Below are 20,111 nucleotides of genomic sequence, written 5' to 3' on the forward strand. Positions count from 1 at the left end.
CTAGGACGGGCGGTGTGCGCTCATCAGTACGGTGTCGGCGGTGCGCGGCCCGCCGGTGGCGGGCAGTACGTCGGTGGTGATGCGGGTGAATCCGGCCTCGTCGAGCAGCTTGGCCCATACGTGCTCCTGGAGGGCCCAACGGCGCATCGTCGCCGTTTCGCCGTGCGGCGTCTTTGCCGGGATGTCGGCAGGCACCACATCGGGCTGGGCGGGTGCACCACTCAGGTAGTGGGCGAGGGTGGCGAACACCAGTCGTCCGCCCGGCTTGAGGGCAGCGGCCGCCGCGGGCAGCAGCTGGCGCGGGTCGGTGAAGTCCACCGCGCCGAAGACGCTGTACAGCACGTCGTACGCGCCGGTCATCGCCTGCAGGTGGGGCACGGCGTCGGAGTGCACGAGGCGCAGGCGGGGTGCGAGGTGGGCGTAGATGTCGGCTGCCATGGCGTGCTGGGCGGGCGAGGCGTCGACGGCGACGACCTGGGCGGGCTGGTGATGGGCTGCCAGGTGGGCGGCGTGCCGGGCGGTGCCGGCGCCGAGGTCGCCCACGCAGCGGCCGGTCAGATCACCCAGGGCCTCCGGGCCGGGCCCGGCGTCCTGGCCCCAGTTCCAGGAGAAGGTGGCGGGAACGGTGCGGTCGCTGGTGGCGCGGGCGCGGCCGTAGTGGTGCCAGAGGTCTGCGGTGCTGGTGGTCACCCGGCCCATCCTGGCGGGCCGCCTGCGTGCGGCGTGCCGGTTCGCCGAAATCTCACCCGGGCATGAGCGAAGGCCCCGACCGTGCGGCCGGGGCCCCGGGAAGCTCGTAGCTGCGCGGTGGTCAGTGCGAGTCGTTGCCGGGGTGGCACGGGCCGCAGTCGGCGGCGTCCGTCCACAGCGACAGGTCGACCTCCCAGCCATCGGCGGCGACGAAGTGGGCCGTCTTCATCACGGAGCCGTCGTTCTTCATGTCCACCTTGGGCACGTGGTGCAGGAACTGTCCGCCGTTGGACTTCTCGCACAGCTCGGCGTAGGCCACGGTGTCCAGGATGATCGTGTGGACGCCGATGTCGACGAGTTCGCTGGGCGCCAGGCCCAGCTTCTCGCCCCGGTGGTTCATCGCGGTCAGCAGGTAGGCGTAGCCCTGGCCCAGGACCCGGGCGGCCATGACCGAGTCGTAGGGGTAGTCCCGCGTGAGGAGCCCGACCTGCTTGTCCCACAGGTCGGCCGGCACGACGTCGCGCGCAGCGGACCGGACCGGTCGTCGGGTCGGCGGCCCAAGAGGGTGCAACAACGGTGTCGGTTGCCATGGTGTGCCTCCGGTGGACAGTGCCCCGCGGCTCGGGGCGATAGCGCCCAGCACACCGCGCCGAGCGGCTGTGCGATGGTCAACTCTCGCTCTGTGCAAGGCGTTTGCACATCGTGCAAGCGGCCTCGACGCGGCCGGTCGGCGCCCGTAGCGTGAAGGGCCCCCGGTCTGTGCGGTGCGGGAGGGACGCGTGCCCGTTGACCCGCTCTGGAACAGCACGACAGCACGGCAGTTGGCCGCGCAGCGGCGCCCCGGCGCGCTCATCCGGATCGGGCGCCAGCACCAGGCCTGGACACTGGCCGTGCTCGCGGAGCGGATCGGCTGCTCGCCCGCGACCGTCTCCCGTCTGGAGCGCCGCGCCCGGATCGCCGACCTGGCGCTGGTGCACCGTGCCGCACGGGAAGTCGGCGTGCCTGGGCACCTCCTCATGACATCCCTCGCGCCACCGCCCGCTTCGGCAACGGCGGCCACTAGAGTGCCGGCCAGTCAGCGTGACGTTGAGGAGGACCCCATGCGCCGCCGTACGCTGCTCACCGCCACGGCGGCCGCAGGCCCCGCCGCCCTGCTGCTGGGCCTGGATGATGCCCTGGCCGCCACCCCCGCTCCGCCCGGCGCCGGGCCGCCGCCCGCGCACTGTACGACCAGGGGGCGCACGCACGGCTCCTGGCCGCCCTGCCCGGTCTGATCGCCGACGCGCACCATGGCGCTGCCTCCCGCCGCAGTCTCGACCAGGCCCGGCTGTCCGCCGTGTACAGCCTCGCCTGCGCCGTGCTCGTCAAGCTCGGCTCCTACGACCGCGCCAGGCTCACCGCGGACCGCGCCCGCACCTGGGCCGAGGCCTCCGGCTCCCCGCTCGCAGCCGCGGCCGCAGCCCGGGAACTGGCCATCGTGTTGCGCCACCAGGACCAGCACGGCGCCGCTCAGCGCCTGATGTCCTCGGCGACCGACGGCCTGGAGGCGAGCGGGCTGCGCACCGAGGCCACGGCCGCCGCCTACGCGCAAATGCTCTGCACCGTGGCCTATACCGCCGCCCGGGCCGGACGGCGCACCGAGGCCCTGGCAATGACGGAGGAGGCCCGCCGCGCTGCCCGCCGCCTGCCCCAGACCGCTCCACCGGGCCGGCTGTTCACCATCAGCCCGGCCGCCGTCGACCTGTACGCGGTCGGCGTGCACTGGGCACTCGGCGACGCCGGCGCCGCCCTGGACGCCGGGAAGAACCTGCGGCCCGAGCAGTTCCCGACCCCTACGGTGCTGAGCCGCCGGCCGGCACTGCGGCGGACGCCGCCCGTCCGTTGGTGGGCAATCATTAACGGCGCTGACGCGGCGCCGCGGTGCTGTCCGGTGCCTTCACGCTCCGCTCCTTCGTCGGTACGCTCCGATCGTCATAGTGGGACTCCAATAGAGCCCAGACTCGGGGGATGCTTCGTGACCGGTATCAGGCAGGCGTACGTTCAGGCTGGCGACAATCCCACGCCGGCGCTCAAGGACATCAAGGACCGGATCGCGACGGCGGTGGACTCAACGGAGGGCAGTACCGGTTTTGAGCGCCTCACGTGCTGGCTCCAAGTGCCGTGCGACTCCGCGTTCGGGAAAATGATGGACAGCAACTGCATGCCGCGCGCCAAGAAGGTCGGCGCTTTGCTGAGCCCTGGCAAGGGCGGACTTTTCACGCCCGCCGACCTCGGGTCGGTGCTCAATCCCTCGGTCACGTGGGCTGGCATCGACACGGCCCTGAAGGCCGGGCGCGCCGTGTATGTCAACGGTCCGGCCGGGCATGTGGGCGGGGCCAAGAGCACGTTCACCACCGGATTCCACGTGATCGTCTTCCTGGCCGTCGGGAAGGACGCCGACGGCAACGTCTATTACCTGGGCTTCGACCCGGACGTCAGCGCCACGACGGAGTCCCGGGAGGTGTGGAAGGCATTGGTTGCGGGGGACCCTGAGAGGAAGCCGGAGGACTTCACCGCAGACGAGAGTCTGGGGGCGGTCAAGTCGCTGATGCTCGGCGATGAGGAGGATGGCTTCGGCCCGCTGGTCCGCAAGTACTACGTCATCACCACCGACAAGTTCCCTAGGATCAACCGCTTCGGTTGAGCGCATCCGGCGCCGCCGAGCAAGACCTGACCGGGACCGGAGGCGAGCGTGAGCGGGGCGGAGCTTCGAACGCGATCGCGTCGACCACCTCACGGTGATCACGCCACCACCCCCCGCTTCGGCGTCCTGTCCGGCAGTAGCGGGTCGATCCGCGCCCCACTGGGCATCAGTCAAGATCCGGAGGAAACGGCCTAGTTGTTGCGGGACATGACGTTGGTGACACAGGCCGATGTCAGGAAACCAAGATGCTCCGACGGGCATCGGTCGGGTAGCGTGCCGGCCATGTCGAGTCCTGAGTCAGACAAGGTGGGGGCTTTCGGTCACGCCGTCAGCCCCCTGAACCACTGAGCTCGTAGCCCGTCGTCGCGCCGCATTCTGCGGCCGGGCGAGGGTGCCCTTGGGGCTGGCCGCGGTGACGAGATGACCTTCTCGTGCTTCTCCTCACCTCGGAGCCACTCGATGCCTCTCCCGCTGTACCTGCTTGCCATGGCGGTCTTCGCCATGGGCACCTCGGAATTCATGCTCGCTGGCCTCTTGCCGGACATCGCCTCAGACCTCGATGTCACAGTCGGCACAGCCGGAACGCTCACCTCGGCCTTCGCGGTCGGCATGATCGTCGGCGCCCCCTTCGTGGCCGCGCTTGCCCGCAACTGGCCCAGGCGCTCCAGCCTTCTCGGGTTCATCCTCACTTTCACGGCAGCTCATGCCGTGGGCGCCATCACCCCCAGCTTCCCGGTTCTGTTCGCCACCCGGGTCGTCGCCGCGCTCGCGAACGCAGGGTTCCTTGCCGTCGCTCTGACAGCTGCCGCCACGCTTGTCTCACCCGACAAGAAGGGACGTGCGCTGGCCGTGCTGCTGTCAGGCACGACGGTGGCCACGATCGCCGGTGTCCCTGGCGGCTCGGTGCTCGGCGCGGTGCTCGGCTGGCGGGCCACATTCTGGGCTGTCGCCGCTCTCTGCCTGCCTGCAGCTCTCGGCATCCTGAAGGGAATTCCAGCAGGACGTGATGAGGATAAGGCGACTGGCAGGCCGGCGTTGCGAGCGGAGCTCGGCCAGCTCACACGGCCCCGGTTGATCCTGGTGATGCTGCTCGGTGCGCTGGTGAACTCGGCAACCTTCGGAAGCCTCACCTTCCTCGCCCCCGTGGTGACCGGCAGCGCCGGGCTGGGCGAGTTGTGGATCTCTGTCGCTCTGGTGCTCTTCGGCGCCGGTTCCTTCGTGGGCGTCACCGTCGCCGGCCGGCTGTCCGACCGGCGTCCCGGTCCAGTCATCGCAGTCGGCGGCCCACTGCTGCTCATCGGCTGGCTGGCCCTGGCAATGCTGGCCAACGAGCCGGTCGCCCTGTTCATCCTCGTCTTCGTGCAGGGCGCACTGTCGTTCGCGCTGGGCAGCACGCTGATTACGCGAGTCCTCTACGAGGCCGCGGGAGCCCCCACCATGGCCGGCTCGTATGCGACCGCGGCGCTCAACGTGGGCGCCGCCGTCGGCCCCGTCATCGCTGCGGCCACCCTCAGCACCGAAGCCGGGGACCTCGGTCCGCTCTGGGCGAGTGGACTCCTCGTTACGGTCGCGCTGCTCATCGCGTTCACCCTCCTCACCGCCATCACGGCCGGCCGGAGCACCGAGGTGCTCCAGTGACACATGCGAACGCCCCCTTGAACATCGAGGGACGCCGAAGGCTCGTGGAGCGCTGCCGCACCCGTCCGATCGCGCACGTCGCCGCCGAGGCGGGTGTCTCACGTGCCTGCCTGTCCAAGTGGAAGAACCGGTACGACCAGTACGGCGAACTCGGGCTGCAGGACCGCCCAAGCGTTCCGCGATCCTCACCGACCCAGACCCCGCCCGATGTCGTCGAACGGATCGAGCGGTTGCGGCGGGACAACAAGTGGTCCGCCCGCCGGATCACCCTCGAACTCGCGAACCAAGGCGTGCGGATCAGCGAGCGCACCGTAGGCCGGTGGCTGGCGCGCCTGGGCATCAACCACCGCCGGGTTCCTCGACCCGGACGGCTCGGCCAACAGGCGCCCGTCGAAACGGATCGTGGCCCGGTATCCGGGCCACATGGTCCACCTGGACGTCAAGAAGGTCGGACGGATCCCCGACGGCGGCGGGTGGCGGGCCCACGGACGCGGCTCCGAGCAGGCCAGGGCTGCACAGCGCGCGAAAACCGGTGGCGCCAAGGGCGGGTACGTCTACCTGCACTCTGCCGTCGACGGATTCTCCCGCTTGGCCTACACCGAGCCCCTTCCCGATGAGAAGGCCGCCACCACCGTGGGGTTCCTCAGCCGCGCCCGCGCGTTCTTCGCCGCCCACGGTATCCACCGGGTCGTGCGCGTGGTCACCGACAACGGCGCCAACTACCGCGCCACGGTCTTCGTACGCTCCCTGATCTCGTGGGCCTCCCGCCACCAGCGGACCAGGCCTTGCACGCCCCGGCACAACGGCAAGGTCGAGCGCTACCAGCGCATCCTCGCCGAAGAACTCCTCTACGCCAGGCAGTGGACTTCTGAAGCAGAACGAGCTCGGGCGATCGCGGTCTGGAACGTCCACTACAACTACCACCGGCCTCACACCGCCGCCGGAAACCGTCCTCCAGCCTCACGCCTCCACGCGAGCGTCACCAACGTCATGGCCAGCAACACCTAGGGGCTGTCTCTGGTTGTGATCAAGCCCGGGGGTGGGTGCCGGTCCGGTAGGACTGTGGTGTGACGCGTGCGCAACTCACGGACAAAGAGTGGGAGTTCATTGAGCCGTTCCTGCCGGTCGGCAGGTTCGGCCCGTACCCCGAGCGGCTGCGTGAGCAGTTCGAAGGGGTGATCTGGTGGTTCCGGACCGGCAGCCAGTGGAGGGAGATGCCCGAGCGGTTCGGCGCCTGGCAGACCGTCTACAACCGCTTCAATCGACATGTCCCTGGTCAGCGTGGACTCCACCACCACGCGGGCCCATCACGACGCCGCCGGCGTGCGGGTCAGCGAACAGACCCTGGCCGCACTCGAGGAGGCGGCCGCGCAAAAAGGGGAGCGTCGAAGGGACAAGACGGGCAGGACAGCGAAAGCGATCCGGTCCGCGCCGAACGCCGACGCATCCGCTTACGACGGCGGGCCCGGCTGAAGGCCGCCCTCCTCGGGCGGTCCCGCGGCGGGCTGACCAGCAAGATTCACCTGGCCGCCGACCGGCGCTGCCGGCCGATGGCCCTCCTTCTGACCGCCGGGCAGGCTGCCGACAGCCCTCACTTCATCCCGGTCCTGAGCAAGGTGCGGGTCCGTCTGCCCGTCGGCCGTCCCCGCACCCGGCCCGCCGCCGTGGTCGGCGACAAGGCCTACTCCTCCCGCGCCAACCGAGCCCACCTGCGCAAACGCCGCATCAAGGCGGTCATCCCGGAGAAGAAGGACCAGGCCGCCAACCGCAGGAAGAAAGGCAGCCGGGGCGGCAGGCCCGTCACCCACAATGCCGATCTCTACCGCGACCGCAACACGGTCGAGCGGGCCATCAACAGGATGAAGGACTGGCGCGGCATCGAGACCCGCTACGACAAGACACCCGAGAGCTACCTCGCCGGACTCCATCTCCGCGCAGCGACCATCTGGATCAGCAGCCTCCTGAAAGCCCAGTGATCACAACTGGAGACAGGCCCTAGTTGCGCCGCGCCGGCCTGCTGGACCTGGACGACTGCTCCGTGGACGGGTCGCACGTCCGTGCTCTCAAAGGGGGGGTCATGTCGGTCCCTCGCCGGTCGACCGTGGCCGTCCTGGCTCGAAGCATCACCTGGTCGTCGACCGTCACGGAACCCCGCTCGCTGTCACGCTGACTGGCGGTAACCGGCACGACGTCACCCAGCTCCTGCCCCTGCTCGACGCCGTCCCGTCGATCCGCGGCCAGCGGGGATGCCCTCGTCGCAAGCCCCGGCGTCTGTATGCCGACCGGGGCTACGACTTTGACAAGTACCGCCGCCTGCTGTGGAAACGCGGTATCAAGCCGCTGATCGCCCGACGCGACGTCGCCCACGGTTCCGGACTGGGCAAGGTGCGCTGGGTGGTCGAGCGCGCCTTCGCCTAGCTGCACCAGTTCAAGCGGCTCCGCATCCGCTACGAGCGACGCGCCGATCTCCATCAGGGCCTGCTCGAACTGGCCTGCAGCCTCATGTGCCTCCGCCGCCTACGAACCTCAACCTGAGCGATCAGCCGGCTACGCTGAACCACCCCGGCCGCACCTCGGTCAGAAGCGGTTGCAGCGACCGCACGGCGGACCGCAGCTCCTCATCCGTGACGTCAAGAGGCTCCGGCAGGCTCAGCCCGTACCAGCGCAGCCGCCAGAGGTCGAAGATTTCGCTCCCATCGGCTGCGAAGTCGACATCAACCTCGGTGCCGTTGTCGCTGAAAAAACGGCACCCTGCCCCATGAACCGTGTAGGAGTAGATGCCGACGTGCCCACTCCGGCTGATGATCCGGCGCGAACGGACCAGGCTGAGGACATCTGCCAGTCGCTCAAGCGAGGGGATCGCCGCCCTCATGACCTTGTCAATCGCATTCAGAGCGTTGACGTAATCAAATACGAGGTCCCGTGCAGTCCCAACCCGTTCCATACGGCGTCATCCCCTCTTGAGCCCATGGCTGAAGGGATTGTTCCATGGGCTGCCAGCGTCTCCGCGGGACAGCATTCTGAAACGATCAGTAAAGCCGGGTGGACGAAGGCACGATGTGTCGCGCCCTCGTCCACCCTGTACGACGTAGCCGTCTGCCAACGCGTGGGCCGTTCCGTCGGCGGGATGTGACCTCGCCGGGGCCTGTATGGGGCCGGATTACGTGACTACTGGCCGATGTTGCTCTGGGGCCCTGCGTACATGCCCAGGATCGCCGGTACGTCCTTGGCTGCGTCGAGGGAGTAGCTGTAGTACGCGTGGGGGTCGAACGTGGTGCCGCCGGTCGCCTGCTTGCCGCTGGAGTTGACCACGATGGACCCCTTCTGTGTCAGGGATGCCGCGGCGGTGTCGATGTTGTAGGGGTTGGCGACGTTGTCGTAGTAGCTGTTCTCGATGACGACCTTGGACTTTCCGCGCGAGAGGTTGCCGTATGAGGTGATGTTCTCCAGGTGGTTGTTGTAGAGGTGGGCCAGGGCCACGTTGTCGATGCTGGGGTTGCGCTGGTTGGTGTCGTGGATCCAGTTGTGGTGGATCGTCATGCGGGAGGTGACGTTGTCGGTCCAGCCGATGCCGAAGGCCTTGTTGGACTCTCCGATCCTGTTCCAGGACACGGTCAGGTAGCTGGTGTCCTTGCGGCTGTCGATCAGGCCGTCGTTCATCCGCTCGATGGTGTTGTGGTCGATCCAGATGTGGTGGGCGGTGTCCATCTGGATGCCGTCGTAGTCGTAGACCTTGTCGTCCGGGTCGTCGTCGGCCATTCGGGTGTCGCGGATGGTGAGGTTTCGGATGATCACGTTCTTCGTGCCGGAGCCGAGGAAGAAGCCGCCGTTGACGATCTGGCCGGAGGTTCCGACGCCGATCACCGTCTTGTTCGACTTGACGGGGATTTCGTGACCGTACGGGGTCACCTTGATGGTGCCGGCGACCTTGATGGTGTATGCCTCGGTCGCCGTCGCGTACTTCACGAGATCCGCGTAGTTCTTCACGGTGACCGTGGGCCCGGCCGCACCGCCGGTGGTGCTGCCCCCGGTGGACGCGAAGCCGTCGGCGGTGTTCGACCAGGACCGGCCGTTTCCGTTTCCGCCGACGGGTGTGAAGGCCCATTGCTTGTTGCTGTTGTGGGTGCAGGTCTCCTGGATGATGGCGGCACCGTTGGCGGTCGAGGCGCCCTGGTCGGACAGGCAGAGTCCGGACTTGGCGTTGACGATCTGATAGGTGCCGGTCCCGGAGGGGACGAGGCGCCACTGCTGGTTGGTCTTGCCCGCGCCGCACTCCCACTGAACCACCTGGACACCACTGACCGTCGAACCGGCGGGGACGTCGACGCACAGCCGACTGTCGACGCCCACGAGGGTGTACACGCCGGTGCCCGCGGACTTGAGGGTGAACTGCTGCCAGGGAGAGTTCGCCGTGCAGCCCCACTGCTGGAGCTTCGCGCCGTTGGTCCGGGAGGCGCCGGGCACGTCGACGCACTTGCCCGACTTCTTCACCACCAACTGATAGGAGACACCGGCCGCGGGCAGCGTCGCGGCCTCGGCCGGAGCCGTCCCCGTCGCCGACACGGCCACCCCACCACCCACCACCGCAACAGCGGAGGCGATCGCGGCGATTCTGCCCTTGCGCCGCTGGTGGGTTCCGCTCGGTGTGGTGCGACGTTCGGTCATGTCTTCTGCCCTTCGTGTGGGGATGGTCTGGGGTACTGCAGAGGTGGGGTGAGAGTCGGGCTCAGCCGACCGGGTTCCAGCCGTCCGCGCCGGCCAGGTACTTCTGAGGCGTGTACTGCGGGGCTCGGCTGTCCGCGAGTTGGGGCCGGTTGCTGTTGACGCCCGCGCCCGCGCCGGTGTTGCGGTATTCGAGGAAGCGGGCGTTCTTCCAGGTGCTGCTTGACATGTCCGTCCACGGTTGCGTGGTGGCGATCGCCGCGGACAGGTTGGACTCGCGGAACAGGACCTGGGCGTTCTGTCGCCACGGCCGGCCCAGCTGGGTCTTTCCGGTGTTGGCGCCAGTGATGGTGGAGCGGTAGAAGAGGAAACCGTAGGTACGCTCGGCGGGGGTGCTGGCAGCAGTGATCGGGCCGCCGGTCGAACGCTTCTCGTGGATGCGGCAGCGGTCGAAGACGGCGATACCACCGCCGTAGATGAAGTCGACGGTGCCTTCGACGTACGAGTCGCTGACGTAGGTGCGCGCGCTGTTGTTCACCAGGAAGGTGTCCTGGTCGCCGAGCAGCCGGACGTCGTCCAGGGTCGTCCGGTCGGCGTCCAGGTAGAGGGCCAGTGCCTGGTCGCCCGTGTCGGAGCTGTTCTCGTCGTAGTCGTTGGCCATGGTCAGGCCGGCAGCGCTGAAGTCATGGCCGAGGGCGACAACCGTGGCGCTGCCCGACGTTCCGTAGCCACCGGCATGCCGGTTGCCGATGATCACCACGTCGTCAGGAGAGTCACCGTTCCCGCGAAGGGTGATGTAGGGCTTGTTCGCCGGGATGGTGACCTTCTCCCGGTACGTGCCGGGCTTGATGGTGATCGTCACCCGCTTGGTGTTGCCGGCCGGGACCGCGTCGACCGCCGCCTGCACCGTCCGGTACGTGCCGCTCCCGTCGGCGGCCACCGTGGCGGGCTGGCTGGAGCCGCCGCCGACGGGTGTGAAGGCCCATTGCTTGTTGCTGTTGTGGGTGCAGGTCTCCTGGATGATGGCGGCACCGTTGGCGGTCGAGGCGCCCTGGTCGGACAGGCAGAGTCCGGACTTGGCGTTGACGATCTGATAGGTGCCGGTCCCGGAGGGGACGAGGCGCCACTGCTGGTTGGTCTTGCCCGCGCCGCACTCCCACTGAACCACCTGGACACCACTGACCGTCGAACCGGCGGGGACGTCGACGCACAGCCGACTGTCGACGCCCACGAGGGTGTACACGCCGGTGCCCGCGGACTTGAGGGTGAACTGCTGCCAGGGAGAGTTCGCCGTGCAGCCCCACTGCTGGAGCTTCGCGCCGTTGGTCCGGGAGGCGCCGGGCACGTCGACGCACTTGCCCGACTTCTTCACCACCAACTGATAGGAGACACCGGCCGCGGGCAGCGTCGCGGCCTCGGCCGGAGCCGTCCCCGTCGCCGACACGGCCACCCCACCACCCACCACCGCAACAGCGGAGACCAGGACGACGAGGCGGCTTCGGCGGCGGGCGTGCCGGAGCCTGGAGGGCTCGCTCTGTTCGCGGTCGAGCCTCTGAGAGGGAACGGGTGTCATGGGCCGCTGTTCCTTTCCTTCGCTACTGACGCGCTCGTGCACCCTTGGTGGAAGGGGGTGTCGAGCCTGGTTGTCGGGGTCTGCCGCCGGTGAGGGCACCGTGGCGCAGAGGTAGATGCGATGAACGGGAGCGGATAACAAAAACTTGACGACTCCACTTCATGTGATGCACATCACATAACTTTCGGGATGTCAGAAGCTGCCAGAAAGCGGCTTTACAGGTGCTCGGCACCGTGCCAGGATCACCATCCTGCAAAGATCAAGTGTTCGAGCACGGCCCGCACTCAATGAGGCCGTCGGCCGGCACCCGTCGCCGCAGCGCCGCGCGGGGCGAAGGAGACCCCTCCGCATGGATCTTGACTCCCCTTCCGGGCCTGCCGACCGCACCGCTGCCACCGACGCCGTCCCCGGCGGAACCTCCTCACACGACACCGCCCTGGTCCGGGCCGCGGGAGCGGGCGACCGGGCGGCCCTGGAAGAACTTCTCACCGCCTGCTTGCCGCTGGTGCACCGGATCGTCGGGCGGGCCCTTCACCACCGCACCGACGCGGACGACGTGGTGCAGGAAGTCATGCTGCGGATCGTGCGGGGGATTCCCGGGCTCCGCGAACCGGAACGCTTCCGCTCCTGGATCGTGGCCATCGCCTACCGGGAGATACAACAGCACCGCCGCCGCCACTCGCACGACCTCCCTTCCTGGCAGCCGGTCCAGGAGTGGGACGATCCCGCAGCGGACTTCGCCGATCGGTCCGTCGCCGAAGTGGTCATATCCGGCCAACGCCACGAAGCCCTGCGCGCCACGCGCTGGCTGGAGCCCGCCGACCGTCAGCTGCTCGCCCTGTGGTGGGAGGAGGCCGCCGGCACGCTGAGCCGGGCCGAACTCGCCAGGACCGTGAACCTTTCCCGCGGCCACGCCGCAGTCCGGGTGCAGCGCATGAAGGAACAACTACGCACGTGCCGCGTCCTCGTCCGCGCCCTCGCTTCGACCCCGCGCTGCCAGGGCTTCGCCGCCGTCGTCCAGGGCTGGGACGGCCGCCCGAGTTCCGTGTGGCGCAAGCGGCTGGCCCGGCACGTCCGCGACTGCCCGATGTGCGGAGCGCTGGGCGAGGGGCTGATACCCCCGGAGCACCTGCTACCCGGCATCGCCGTGCCCGCCGTCCCCGCCGCCCTGCTGGCCGGGATCGGACCGCTGCTGGACTCCGTCTCCGCCGCGGGAGCCACATCCGGAACGGGAGCATTGCTCGACCGCGTCATCGACGCGGTCCGGCAGCTTCGTCCCAAGGCCGTTCTTGCCGCCACGGTCGGCACCGCGATGCTGCTCGCCGGACTCGCCCTTGTCATCCGGCAGGAATCCGTACCGGCCGACACGCCGCACGCGGCGCCGAGCGCGGCCGCCACCGGCCCCGACACGTCGGCCCCCGGTTCCACGACCGCCTCCGCTTCCACCTCCGCGTCTACGTCCTCAGCGCCCGGAACAGCCGGTACCGCGGGCGTCCTGCACGTCGCGCCCGACGGCTCCGACGCGAAAGGCGACGGCAGCCTCGCCCGCCCCTACGCCACCCTGGGCAAGGCGGTCGACCTGATCCGCCCGGGCCAGACCATCGCCCTGCGCGGGGGCACCTACCGGCCGGCCGAACCAGTCACCATCGACACCGACGGAACCGCCCGTCAACCGATCGTGCTCACCGCCTACCAGGGCGAACGGCCGGTGATCGACGTCTCCGCGGTCCCCGACGGGCAGTGGGCCGTCACCCAGCGCGCAGACCACTGGACGGTACGGAACCTGGAGGTGCGGGGCTCCAGCAGCCACGCCTGGGTGTGCAGCGGGTGCGCGCACAACGTCTTCAGCGGCCTGACGATGCACCACAACGCGCGGTCCGGACTGGTGCTGCGCGACGCCGGCACCGAGGACAACACCGTCACGGGCAGCGACTTCCACCACAACCGCGACGCCACCGGCGGAGGTTCGGGGCTGGCGATCGTCTTCGGCTCCGGAGCGGGCAACACCGTCCGGCACTGCCGTACCTGGGAGAACGGGGGCGACGGCATCGACCTGGGCGGCTTCACCAGCCCCACCGTCCTCGAAGGCAACTGGTCCTACCGGAACAGCAACGGCTTCACCTTCGGAGGCGGCCGCGGCCGGGCCGCGGTGGCGCACGTGGCGAGGAACAACGCCGCCTGGGACAACGAGGGCTACGGCTTCAACGACGAGGGCAACCCGGGCGCGCTCGCCCTGGAGCGCAACAGCGCGTACCGCAACGGCATCGCCGGCTTCCGGATCACCGACGCCGCAGGCACCCTCACCGGCAACGCCGCCTGGAGCAACCCGCGCGCAACAGACCTCGGCCCCTTTGTCCGCTCCTTCTCCAACACCTGGAACGGGGCGGAAACAGCAGTGCCGGTGACCGGCCTGCGCTCGACGGATCCGCGCACCGCCGAAGGGCCCCGCCAAAAGGACGGTGCTCTGCCCACCTCGACCTTCCTGGCGCCCCGCGATCCGCAGGCCGCGGTCGGCGCCCTCATGCCGACCGGCTCCTGAAACCCTCCGCCCCGGCCGCCTCCCCTCAAGGATCCGGGTGGGCTCCCGCGGCGGGCGGCACCGGTCGTCCGGCGCGCTCGGCACGGGCCCGCAGGACCGCGGCGGCGCGTACAGCTTCGGCCGTCTGGCGCTGCTGGGCGCGAACATCCTCGAGGGACGGCGGCACCTCATCCTCCTGACCGACGTCAGGAAAGACGCGGTCGGCGAGCTCGCGGCGGACCTGTTCCTGACGTACGACGGCGGCGGCCAGGGCCGGGCCTTCCCGGCGGGTTGGGGCGACCACGCGGTGGGCTTCGAGGGCACGGCGGTAGCCGGCCGATGCGGTCTGCCTCGTCTTCACCGGCCCGGCCGGAACGACCGGCCGCGACGTCGGGGCATCGGTGGCAGCCGGGGACGTCGCTGTGGGAGCGGTGCGGGCAGCGGGCGCCAAGACGTTGATCGCCCGTACGGCTCGCGCCGGGTACCGCCTCGTTGGCGACCGCGATGAGCTTCGGCGCGCACCAGCGGGCCTGCGTGGCGTACGCGGGGGCGTCGGGGACGACGTCCAGGCGCCCGGACTCCTCGTCGACCGCGACCGCCCGGACATACCCGGCGAGTTCGGGCGCGGCCGCGGTGAGGATGGTGTCCCACTGGGGCAGGACGCTGCCGCCGGCGGCCGGGGCTACCGGGCCGCGCTCGGTCATCATCATGCCGATCGCCGTGCCCAGCCCGAGCGGCTCGCGGCCGTCCCGCCGCAGAGTCTTGCCGTGCCCGGAACGCCTCTGGCGGCAGGGCTGGCGCATCCCGTCGCCCTGCCCGTCCGGGAGAGCGTCCTTCGGTGCCGCCCAGGCTGTCCCGACGGCGCCTCAGGGGGGTCCAGGCGGCCAGGGCGACCGCGATGTCGCGGACGTCCAGCCCGTTCGCGGCCTGCTCGGCCAGGCCGATCTGGTTGGACCGGTGGATCACGTCCCGGACGGTGTTCTCGTCGGCCTGCACCACCTTCGCGATCACCGGGACGTGGTTCCCGCCGGCCGAGGCGAGGAGCATCATCGCCCGCCGGTAGCGCACCGAGCTGGTACTTCCCCGGCGCACGATCTGCTGCAGCTTCTGCCCTTCCTGATCGGTCAGTCCGCGCACCCGCGCAGGCTCAGCCACCACACCTCCAGCGGTCGGAACCGACGTCACCGCTCATCCAACCGCCCCAACCACCAACCCGGCGAACGTTCCCGGTCACAGCACTAGCCACCAGTCGGGCGCGACGGGCCCGGGCCTCGCCAGGCCCAGCGCAGCGTACACGGCGGCCGCGGCGACGAAGGTCGTGAAGGTGGCGACGAGGGTGGCCGGTGCGATGCTGGCCATGGGCATGCCGCGCGCGGCGAGGATGGGCTCGAGCAGGGTACCGCCGCCGATCCCGTAGATCCCACCGACCACCCCGACCGTCATGGCGAGAGCAGCGAGCACGCGAGCCGACGGCTCTGCCGCGTCCGTCCGCCGCCGGGCGGGGCGCAGGGTGCGCAGGCACAGCCAGGCGCCGAGCGGCAGCAGGAGCGCGGCGACCAGGATGCGGAAGACGCCGGGACCGGGGAGGACGCGGATGGCGGCGCCGGCGATGACACCGGGCCTTGCGCTTGCCGGTGGGGATCGCCGATCAGGTCGGGTTAGATCTGCTCTGCTGGTGCAAGGCTTCGATGTAGGCGTTGAGCGCTGGTGAGGTTTGGGATTGTTGGCGGATCACGGCGTAGAGCCGTCGGGTCAGGCTGGTCCCGGCGATGTCGCGAATGGCCAGGCGTGGGTCTGCGGCTGGCAGGGTCAGGTCGGGCAGCAGGGTCACTGCGCCTGCGCTGCGGACGAGTTCGAGCTGGACGTCGGCATCGTTGGATCGGTGTCGGAGGTCGGGGTCGAATCCTCCGTGCGCCCGGCAGGTCCCGATGATCATTGCGTGGTGTCCGGTACCGCTGCTTGAGGAAGCCCATACCTCGTTGCGCAGCGAGGAAAGCGTGACGGGCCCGGGGTGGGCGGCGGGTGGATGTCCTGCCGGCAGAACCAGGCGTGTCCCTTCGTAAAGGAGCAGGTGATGGTCGACGCCGTCGGGGCGCGGGCGGGGATGGCCTTCGTACTCGTCGCTGATGACAAGGTCGACGGTTCCCAGGCGTAGTTCGGGCAGGGCCACTTCGAGTTCGAGTTCGGTGATCTCGACCTCGACGAGTGGGTGCGAGCGTGCCACTTCCACCAGGGCGGGGATGAGGAGCCGGCGGGCTGCCGATTGCAGGCCCACGGCTCGGATCCTGCCGCGGACTTCCTGGGTCAGGTTCGCCAGTTCGGTTTCGGCGGTTTCGGCGGTGTTCAGCAGGACGGCGGCGTGACGGGCGAGCACTTTTCCGGCATCGGTGAGCCGGACTCCCCGTCCGGCCGGCTCGACCCGGCGGACACCGGCTTCCCGCTCCAGTGCTGCCAGCTGTTGGGAGACCGCCGAGGGGCTGTAGCCGATCGCGGCGGCCACGATGGTGGTGGTCAGCGTCGCGGTCTACCGCGAGAAGCTCTCCCGCTGGCGGATCGGGGCCGTGCTCTGCGCCGCTGCGGGAGTCACTGCGGCCGTAATCGTCGCCGGCGGGCTGCGCTGGCCCACCCTGCTCGTCGCACTGGGGCTTCCGCTCTACTTCATCAGCCGACGCGCCTTCACCCTGGACTCCGCCGCAGCTCAGCTCTTCGAGCTCATCGCGGTGCTCCCCTTCTCGGTCTTCGCCCTGGCGGCCAAGCCGTCCCTCGGCACGGTCACCCATCGCCCGCAGCTGATCGCCGGACTTGTCCTGCTCGGGCTTCTCAGCGCCGCCGGGTTCGCGCTGTACCTGACCGCCAGCCGTGTCCTGCCGTTCTCCCTGTTCGGGGTGCTCAGCTACGTCGAGCCGGTACTGCTGGTGCTGGTCTCCCTGACGTTCCTGGGCGAGCCGTGGCAGTCGGCTGACACCTTCGTCTACATCCCGATCTGCGCCGGCCTCGTTCTTCTCGCGCTTGAATCGACAGCAAAAGACCCCTCCGCGCCGAAGCAGCCCGCTCCTCAGGTCGACTGCGATGAACCCATGAGCCCCCCAGCGGCAGAGGCACACTCCACCGTCCCACCGCAAGACCCGCAGTGACGTCAAAACCGACCCACATCGCAATCTCGCTCAGAAGGTGACTCCCACAATCCGGGGGCGCTTCCAGATCGGCTGCCACCCCACGGGCTCGTCGGGGTCGGGCTCCTGGTCCTCGGTGAGCGCGGCGGCCATCTGCTCGCGGGCTGCACGGGCGCGGGCGAGTGCGTCGTCGGGGTTGGGGTGTTCTTCCGGGGTGTTCATGTGATTCCTCCTGGGGTTCGGCCCGGCGCGCGTGGGGTGCCGGGTTGCTGCTGGGTGTGCGTCGGCGGTGCCGTCGCCGGGGCGGGCTGCGGGCGGGGGCCGTGGGCGGCTTCGCGCGCCTGCCGGCCGTCCTGGAGCGTGGCGGCCACCTGCGCGGCGGCGGCCTCCAAGGTCCGGCGCATCTGCTCCACCGCGACCACGCCGGTCTCCTACTCCAGGAGGCGGCCGTCCTTCGGGCCGGTGCGCAGCGGCCGCGAACGCGGGCGGCCAGGGCGCCGGCGGCGAGGCGGGCCCGCTCGTACGGCGGGGCGGTCCGCTTGCGGGTCAGCGGGCGCAGCACGGCCTGGTCCTCGGTGTCGCGCGGGTAGAGGGCGCGCAGGTCGGCGGTCATCATCCGCCGGCTGGCCGGGCGGGTGCAGTCGTCAATGGCCGTCTGCACGATCTGTTCGTCCAGGCCCGCCTGGTGGGGCCGGCCGCGCAGGACGTAGGAGAGGTGGCGGCGGGCTTCGGCGAGCAGGTGGTGGCGCTTGAACGCGCCGCGCATCACGTACACCACGGCGACGACGTCGACGGCCGCCAGCGCTATGTCGACCACCGGCCGCACCCGCGCCCATACCACCGCAGCCGCCGCCCTGGCCCGCTCCGCCAGCCGATGAGCCGCTGGTCGATGCCCGCGATCTCCATGACGGGCCGGCGGCCGGGTGTCACCTCGCGCGGCTCCCACGCCCACCCGAGCCGTGCGGACACCTCCTCCATGAAGGAGAGGGTGTAGAGGGTGTCGGCGGCGACGATGTGGGCCATCAGCGAGTCCGCCGCCAGGTTGCCCCATGTCCCCTTGTCGTCCGGCCGTCGGGCGCGGATCGACACCACCGCATGGTCGTGGAGCAGCGGCTTCGGCTCGGCAGCTCTCGACTCGTAGTGCCGGAACACCGCGACGATCAGCCCATCCCTGATCGGCTTGCGGATCTTGCCGCCGCTCCTCCAGCGGATCTCCGCAACCGAATCCTCAAACCACGCCAGCGCCTTGTCCCTGGCGATGTCCTGGCACAGCTCCAGCACCAGTCGGGTCTCGTCATCCCCGAGCGCCCGCGCGATGTGTGCCGTCGACGGCGCCCGGAACACCAGGTCCATAGCCAGCCAGGGCGTCCGCTCCTTGGCCTTCTCGGTCTTCGGCGAGCGGTTGTGCTCGATGGGCCTGCCCAGCACGGTCGCCCGCCGCGCCTTCGCTGGATCGTCGCCCGCCTCCAGGCGCTCGCGCTCGATCCGGTCGGCGTCCGGGTGCCGGCCCTTCCCCCAGGAGCAGTTCGGCCTGCCGCTCGGTCACCACGTCCCCGGCCGTGAGGTCGACCGTGGCCAGGCCCCGCCCCTTCCAGACACCGGGCGGGACACCGGCTTCATCCTGGGCGGCACGCAGCGGGGTGCCCGCCCGGCGGTGGCCGTCGCCGACCATCACGCCACGGAACAGGTAGCGCACCCCGGCCCCCGGGCGAACTGGCGACATGCTGATCACCAGCCCCTGGAACCCCCATGCTGACCTGCACAAAAGCGTGATCTGGGGCCCTTCCCGCCGGGCGGGAGGCCATCATCAGATCTTTACCGCAGCGCCCGCCAGGCGGGTCGGCGGGCCAGCCCGAGACGGTAAGCCTCCGGTGTGTGCACAGGTCCGCCCATGAATACGAACCTGCTCCACGGAGACCTCTGCCCGCTGTGTGGCCAGCCCCTCACGCTGGTCCCGGACGTCATCGTCCGCTCGAACGTGCCGTACCCCACCCGGATCGACTACCGGCCCCACTGCCGCTACTGCGCCACCGACATGTTCCGCGCGCAGGAGTGGAGCGACCTGATGCGCGCCCGCTACGGCCTCTGAACCGGACCGTGCGAATGCTGCGCCACGACCTCACCAGCACCACCCAGCACGACTGAGCACCACATCACCGACCCCCTTCAACACGAACATCCACCGCCGCCCCCGGCCTGTCGACGGTCATGTAATTCCCCACCTTCGGCCTGTTTCGCGGCACGGAATTCCCCACCCATGCGGTCACGGTTCCCCACGGGGATGGCGGTCGAGAATATGGATCGAAAAGATCGAAGCCGGGTCGAGCAGTTGTCCGCGGCCTTCCCCCTGGGCGATGCCATCCGAGCCGGGCAGAGTGGCGGTCCAGGTACCAGGCGGCGGAGCTGGACGCCGAGGATCACCCCGGTGGCGAGAGGCGTGTCTTGGGCTCGACGGGGTGGCTCGCAGACCGCCGAGCAGTGCGGCGAGGTAGCGGTGTGCTGTGTTGATCCGGTCGGCAGGAGTGCCGCCGTGGACGGTGACGGCGTGGGCGATGCCGCACATCAGCGGGACGAGATCGGCAGCGGACAGATCGGGACGGACCACTGCGGCCTCGCGGGCCCGGTTGAGGAGTTCGGTGCCGGTCGTTGTCAGCGACTGCCTGAGCTCCGTGGTGCGTGGGAGGGCGTCGGTCGGCGCGGCGGTGACCAGGGCCAGGGAGGCGTCGGTGATCTGCGCGTCGAGGGTTCGCGTCAGGAAGCCTTCGAGTGCGCGCCAGGGATCCGTGTCGGCCAGCGCCTGTTCGCCGTGGGCGGCCAGGGCTTCCAGGCAGGGGGTGGCCACGGTCTCCAGCAGCGCCTCGGGGGTGGCGAAGTGCCGGTAGACGGTGCCGACTCCGAGTCCAGCACGGCGGGCGACATCGTTGAGCTGCAGCGTGACGCCCTGGTCGACCAGGACGCGGGCGATGGCGACGATCCGGTCCCAGTTGCGGGCAGCGTCCTTGCGTAGCTGTGTGGTCGTCATGTGTGGCCAGTCTCTGTCGCGTGTCCCGTCATATGTGTCCGGCGTTCGATCATACGCAGTCGTTCCCGGCTGGGAGGTCGGCGCTGTGGCGGGGGGGGGGGGGGGGGCCCCCCCCCCCCCCGCGGGGGGGGGCCCGGGGGGCCCCCCCCCCCGCCCCCCGGGGGGGGGGTGGACCGCCCCCCCGCGGGGCGGCGCGGGCCGGCGGGGGGGCG

Annotated in this window: 17 protein-coding genes and 4 pseudogenes; 9 read left to right on the forward strand and 12 right to left on the reverse strand. The window is 70.0% G+C overall.

What is annotated here, in order from left to right; all coding sequences use genetic code 11:
* Both ACGFQC_RS25105 and ACGFQC_RS25110 read right to left on the reverse strand, forming a co-directional pair.
* The gene (locus ACGFQC_RS25105) at positions 1-699 is read right to left on the reverse strand and encodes a class I SAM-dependent methyltransferase (protein ID WP_393288688.1); all 699 of its coding nucleotides are present in this window, start codon (positions 697-699) and stop codon (positions 1-3) included.
* 112 nt (positions 700-811) lie between these two features.
* On the reverse strand, positions 812-1,204 hold the full coding sequence (locus tag ACGFQC_RS25110; protein WP_363091679.1) for a hypothetical protein: 393 nt from the start codon (positions 1,202-1,204) through the stop codon (positions 812-814).
* Between the two features lie 265 nt (positions 1,205-1,469).
* Between ACGFQC_RS25110 and ACGFQC_RS25115 the strand changes: the two genes are divergently transcribed.
* From ACGFQC_RS25115 to ACGFQC_RS25140, 6 genes and pseudogenes are all read left to right on the forward strand, one after another.
* On the forward strand, positions 1,470-1,964 hold the full coding sequence (locus tag ACGFQC_RS25115) for a helix-turn-helix domain-containing protein (RefSeq protein ID WP_393288690.1): 495 nt from the start codon (positions 1,470-1,472) through the stop codon (positions 1,962-1,964).
* A 62-nt stretch (positions 1,965-2,026) separates the two neighbouring features.
* The gene (locus tag ACGFQC_RS25120; protein ID WP_393288692.1) at positions 2,027-3,373 is read left to right on the forward strand and encodes a tetratricopeptide repeat protein; all 1,347 of its coding nucleotides are present in this window, start codon (positions 2,027-2,029) and stop codon (positions 3,371-3,373) included.
* A 459-nt stretch (positions 3,374-3,832) separates the two neighbouring features.
* Positions 3,833-5,011 carry a Cmx/CmrA family chloramphenicol efflux MFS transporter gene (locus tag ACGFQC_RS25125; RefSeq protein WP_363091677.1) on the forward strand — a complete coding sequence of 393 codons (1,179 nt, stop codon included), beginning with the start codon at positions 3,833-3,835 and terminating at the stop codon, positions 5,009-5,011.
* A pseudogene (locus ACGFQC_RS25130) lies at positions 5,008-6,019 on the forward strand (IS481 family transposase). The gene ACGFQC_RS25125 and the pseudogene ACGFQC_RS25130 overlap by 4 nt, the downstream one beginning before the upstream one ends.
* A gap of 59 nt (positions 6,020-6,078) precedes the next feature.
* Positions 6,079-6,987, forward strand: a pseudogene (locus ACGFQC_RS25135) (IS5 family transposase).
* Between the two features lie 23 nt (positions 6,988-7,010).
* A pseudogene (locus ACGFQC_RS25140) lies at positions 7,011-7,546 on the forward strand (IS5 family transposase); the annotation flags it as partial.
* A 4-nt stretch (positions 7,547-7,550) separates the two neighbouring features.
* Here ACGFQC_RS25140 and ACGFQC_RS25145 read toward each other — a convergent pair.
* The 3 genes from ACGFQC_RS25145 to ACGFQC_RS25155 form a co-directional block, all read right to left on the reverse strand.
* A complete protein-coding gene (locus tag ACGFQC_RS25145) occupies positions 7,551-7,955 on the reverse strand; it encodes a DUF6896 domain-containing protein (protein ID WP_363091676.1) in 405 nt (134 codons plus the stop codon).
* A gap of 224 nt (positions 7,956-8,179) precedes the next feature.
* Positions 8,180-9,676: an RICIN domain-containing protein gene (locus ACGFQC_RS25150; RefSeq protein ID WP_363091675.1), complete on the reverse strand. Its 1,497-nt coding sequence runs from the start codon at positions 9,674-9,676 to the stop codon at positions 8,180-8,182.
* A gap of 61 nt (positions 9,677-9,737) precedes the next feature.
* A complete protein-coding gene (locus tag ACGFQC_RS25155; protein WP_363091674.1) occupies positions 9,738-11,246 on the reverse strand; it encodes a pectinesterase family protein in 1,509 nt (502 codons plus the stop codon).
* Between the two features lie 349 nt (positions 11,247-11,595).
* Between ACGFQC_RS25155 and ACGFQC_RS25160 the strand changes: the two genes are divergently transcribed.
* Positions 11,596-13,785 (forward strand): sigma-70 family RNA polymerase sigma factor, encoded by a 2,190-nt coding sequence (locus tag ACGFQC_RS25160; protein WP_363091673.1) that lies wholly within the window; start codon positions 11,596-11,598, stop codon positions 13,783-13,785.
* A 25-nt stretch (positions 13,786-13,810) separates the two neighbouring features.
* Here ACGFQC_RS25160 and ACGFQC_RS25165 read toward each other — a convergent pair whose 3' ends face one another.
* From ACGFQC_RS25165 to ACGFQC_RS25180, 4 genes and pseudogenes are all read right to left on the reverse strand, one after another.
* Positions 13,811-14,125 carry a hypothetical protein gene (locus tag ACGFQC_RS25165; protein WP_363091671.1) on the reverse strand — a complete coding sequence of 105 codons (315 nt, stop codon included), beginning with the start codon at positions 14,123-14,125 and terminating at the stop codon, positions 13,811-13,813.
* Positions 14,126-14,697: 572 nt separating this feature from the next.
* Positions 14,698-14,919, reverse strand: a pseudogene (locus tag ACGFQC_RS25170) (helix-turn-helix domain-containing protein); the annotation flags it as partial.
* A gap of 75 nt (positions 14,920-14,994) precedes the next feature.
* Positions 14,995-15,375: a TSUP family transporter gene (locus ACGFQC_RS25175; RefSeq protein ID WP_363091779.1), complete on the reverse strand. Its 381-nt coding sequence runs from the start codon at positions 15,373-15,375 to the stop codon at positions 14,995-14,997.
* A 37-nt stretch (positions 15,376-15,412) separates the two neighbouring features.
* Positions 15,413-16,264 carry a LysR substrate-binding domain-containing protein gene (locus ACGFQC_RS25180; RefSeq protein ID WP_363091670.1) on the reverse strand — a complete coding sequence of 284 codons (852 nt, stop codon included), beginning with the start codon at positions 16,262-16,264 and terminating at the stop codon, positions 15,413-15,415.
* A gap of 1 nt (position 16,265) precedes the next feature.
* Between ACGFQC_RS25180 and ACGFQC_RS25185 the strand changes: the two genes are divergently transcribed.
* A complete protein-coding gene (locus ACGFQC_RS25185; RefSeq protein ID WP_363091669.1) occupies positions 16,266-16,898 on the forward strand; it encodes an EamA family transporter in 633 nt (210 codons plus the stop codon).
* A 30-nt stretch (positions 16,899-16,928) separates the two neighbouring features.
* Here the strand turns inward: ACGFQC_RS25185 and ACGFQC_RS25190 are convergent, their stop codons facing one another.
* Together ACGFQC_RS25190 and mobF are read right to left on the reverse strand one after the other, a co-directional pair.
* Positions 16,929-17,099 carry a hypothetical protein gene (locus tag ACGFQC_RS25190; protein WP_363091668.1) on the reverse strand — a complete coding sequence of 57 codons (171 nt, stop codon included), beginning with the start codon at positions 17,097-17,099 and terminating at the stop codon, positions 16,929-16,931.
* A gap of 582 nt (positions 17,100-17,681) precedes the next feature.
* The gene (mobF, locus tag ACGFQC_RS25195; protein WP_393288734.1) at positions 17,682-18,362 is read right to left on the reverse strand and encodes a MobF family relaxase; all 681 of its coding nucleotides are present in this window, start codon (positions 18,360-18,362) and stop codon (positions 17,682-17,684) included.
* A 406-nt stretch (positions 18,363-18,768) separates the two neighbouring features.
* Between mobF and ACGFQC_RS25200 the strand changes: the two genes are divergently transcribed.
* The gene (locus ACGFQC_RS25200) at positions 18,769-18,966 is read left to right on the forward strand and encodes a hypothetical protein (RefSeq protein ID WP_363091667.1); all 198 of its coding nucleotides are present in this window, start codon (positions 18,769-18,771) and stop codon (positions 18,964-18,966) included.
* Between the two features lie 174 nt (positions 18,967-19,140).
* Here ACGFQC_RS25200 and ACGFQC_RS25205 read toward each other — a convergent pair whose 3' ends face one another.
* Entirely contained in the window at positions 19,141-19,899 is a 759-nt protein-coding gene (locus tag ACGFQC_RS25205) for a TetR/AcrR family transcriptional regulator (RefSeq protein WP_363091666.1), read from the reverse strand.
* Positions 19,900-20,111: the final 212 nt, after the last annotated feature.

It is taken from the genome of Streptomyces sp. NPDC048734, from assembly GCF_043198675.1.
Lineage (GTDB): Bacteria > Actinomycetota > Actinomycetes > Streptomycetales > Streptomycetaceae > Streptomyces.

Bases quoted from the DNA above. Each gene is read 5' to 3' on its own strand.
- ACGFQC_RS25150 (WP_363091675.1), bottom strand. From the start codon at position 9,676: ATGACCGAACGTCGCACCACACCGAGCGGAACCCACCAGCGGCGCAAG.
- ACGFQC_RS25160 (WP_363091673.1), top strand. From the start codon at position 11,596: ATGGATCTTGACTCCCCTTCCGGGCCTGCCGACCGCACCGCTGCCACC.
- ACGFQC_RS25190 (WP_363091668.1), bottom strand. From the start codon at position 17,099: ATGAACACCCCGGAAGAACACCCCAACCCCGACGACGCACTCGCCCGC.
- ACGFQC_RS25185 (WP_363091669.1), top strand. From the start codon at position 16,266: ATGGTGGTGGTCAGCGTCGCGGTCTACCGCGAGAAGCTCTCCCGCTGG.
- ACGFQC_RS25125 (WP_363091677.1), top strand. From the start codon at position 3,833: ATGCCTCTCCCGCTGTACCTGCTTGCCATGGCGGTCTTCGCCATGGGC.
- ACGFQC_RS25200 (WP_363091667.1), top strand. From the start codon at position 18,769: ATGAATACGAACCTGCTCCACGGAGACCTCTGCCCGCTGTGTGGCCAG.
- ACGFQC_RS25155 (WP_363091674.1), bottom strand. From the start codon at position 11,246: ATGACACCCGTTCCCTCTCAGAGGCTCGACCGCGAACAGAGCGAGCCC.
- ACGFQC_RS25105 (WP_393288688.1), bottom strand. From the start codon at position 699: ATGGGCCGGGTGACCACCAGCACCGCAGACCTCTGGCACCACTACGGC.
- ACGFQC_RS25205 (WP_363091666.1), bottom strand. From the start codon at position 19,899: ATGACGACCACACAGCTACGCAAGGACGCTGCCCGCAACTGGGACCGG.
- ACGFQC_RS25145 (WP_363091676.1), bottom strand. From the start codon at position 7,955: ATGGAACGGGTTGGGACTGCACGGGACCTCGTATTTGATTACGTCAAC.